Source organism: Streptomyces sp. NPDC051172 (genome assembly GCF_040682555.1).
Classification (GTDB): domain Bacteria; phylum Actinomycetota; class Actinomycetes; order Streptomycetales; family Streptomycetaceae; genus Streptomyces.
In genome coordinates this window covers 1-1,740 of record NZ_JBFBBE010000313.1, presented here as the reverse complement: position 1 = coordinate 1,740, position 1,740 = coordinate 1, and the positions used below count along the sequence as shown (strand labels likewise).

General features: G+C 69.7%; 1 pseudogene. It reads left to right on the top strand.

What is annotated here, in order from left to right:
* Positions 1 to 74: 74 nt before the first annotated feature.
* A pseudogene (locus AB0N07_RS50655) lies at positions 75 to 1,655 on the top strand (ATP-dependent Clp protease ATP-binding subunit); the annotation flags it as partial.
* Positions 1,656 to 1,740: the final 85 nt, after the last annotated feature.

The following is a 1,740-nucleotide window of genomic DNA, read 5'->3' as shown; positions in this document are numbered from 1 at the left end:
GACGTGACACCGATCGGCTCGGCGCCGGTGGAGGCGACCAGCTCGGCGAGGGGGCCGGCGTTGGCATACGTCACGCGACCACGCTGGACGAGTACCGCAAGCACATCGAGAAGGACGCCGCGCTCGAGCGCCGCTTCCAGCCGATCCAGGTCGCCGAGCCGTCCGTCGGGGACGCCACGGAGATCCTGCGTGGCCTGCGGGACCGCTACGAGGCGCACCACAAGGTCTCCATCACGGACGGTGCGCTCAAGGCCGCCGCCGGCCTGGCGGACCGCTACGTCTCCGACCGACACCTGCCGGACAAGGCCATCGACCTGATCGACGAGGCAGGCGCGCGTCTGCGCATCCGTCGCATGACCGTGCCGCCGGAGATCAAGGCCTACGAGTCCCGCATCGCGGAGGTGCGCACCCAGAAGGAGGCCGCCATCGACGGCCAGGACTTCGAGGGCGCCGCCCGCCTGCGCGACCAGGAGCAGCAGCTCGAGGACGAGCGCCGCGAGAAGGAGCAGGCGTGGCGCACCGGTGCGGACGCCGACGTCGCCACGGTGGACGAGGACCTCATCGCCGAGGTGCTCTCCAAGTCCACCGGCATCCCGGTGTTCAAGCTCACCGAGGAGGAGACGGACCGCCTGCGCAACATGGAGGAGGAGCTCCACCGCCGCGTGATCGGCCAGGACGAGGCCATCAAGTCCCTGTCCCGCGCCATCCGCCGCACCCGCGCGGGCCTGAAGGACCCGAACCGCCCCTCGGGGTCGTTCATCTTCGCCGGCCCCACCGGCGTCGGCAAGACGGAGCTGGCCAAGTCCCTCGCAGAGTTCCTCTTCGGGGACGAGGACGCGCTCATCACGCTGGACATGTCCGAGTTCCAGGAGAAGCACACCGTCTCGCGCCTGTTCGGTGCCCCTCCCGGCTACGTGGGCTACGAGGAGGGCGGCCAGCTCACCGAGAAGGTCCGCCGCCGTCCGTTCTCCGTGGTGCTGTTCGACGAGGTGGAGAAGGCCCATCAGGACCTCTTCAACTCCCTGCTGCAGATCCTCGAGGACGGTCGCCTGACCGACTCGCAGGGCCGCGTGGTGGACTTCAAGAACACCGTGATCATCATGACCACGAACCTCGGCACCCGGGACATCTCCAAGGGCGTCATGACCGGCTTCCAGTCGGCCACGGACACCACCACCGGGTACGAGCGGATGAAGGGCAAGGTCAAGGAGGAGCTGCGCCAGCACTTCCGCCCCGAGTTCCTCAACCGTGTGGACGACGTGATCGTGTTCCCGCAGCTGCAGAAGCACGAGATCGTGGAGATCGTGGACCTGTTCATCTCCCGCCTCGGCAAGCGCCTGGCGGAGCAGGACCTGTCCATCGAGCTCACCCAGTCCGCCAAGGAGCTGCTCGCGGACCGCGGCTACGATCCGGCCATGGGTGCCCGCCCGCTGCGCCGCACCATCCAGCAGATGGTGGAGGACCAGCTCTCGGAGAAGATCCTCTTCGGTGAGATCCCGGCCGGCTCCCTCATCACCGTGGACACCACGGGCGAGGGGGAGGGCGCCGAGCTGACGTTCACGTTCTCCGGCGGCCGGGAGGCCCTGGAGGGCGCGGACCTGGCCGAGCTCGAGTCCGGTGCCGGCGATTCGGTGGACGCCGACCGCTCCGCGTGACCCGCGGGGCCTGATCCGCGACGCCGGACCGCGCGTCCGGTGCCCACGGCCCGTCGCCCCTCCCTTCGAGGAGGAGGCGGCGGGC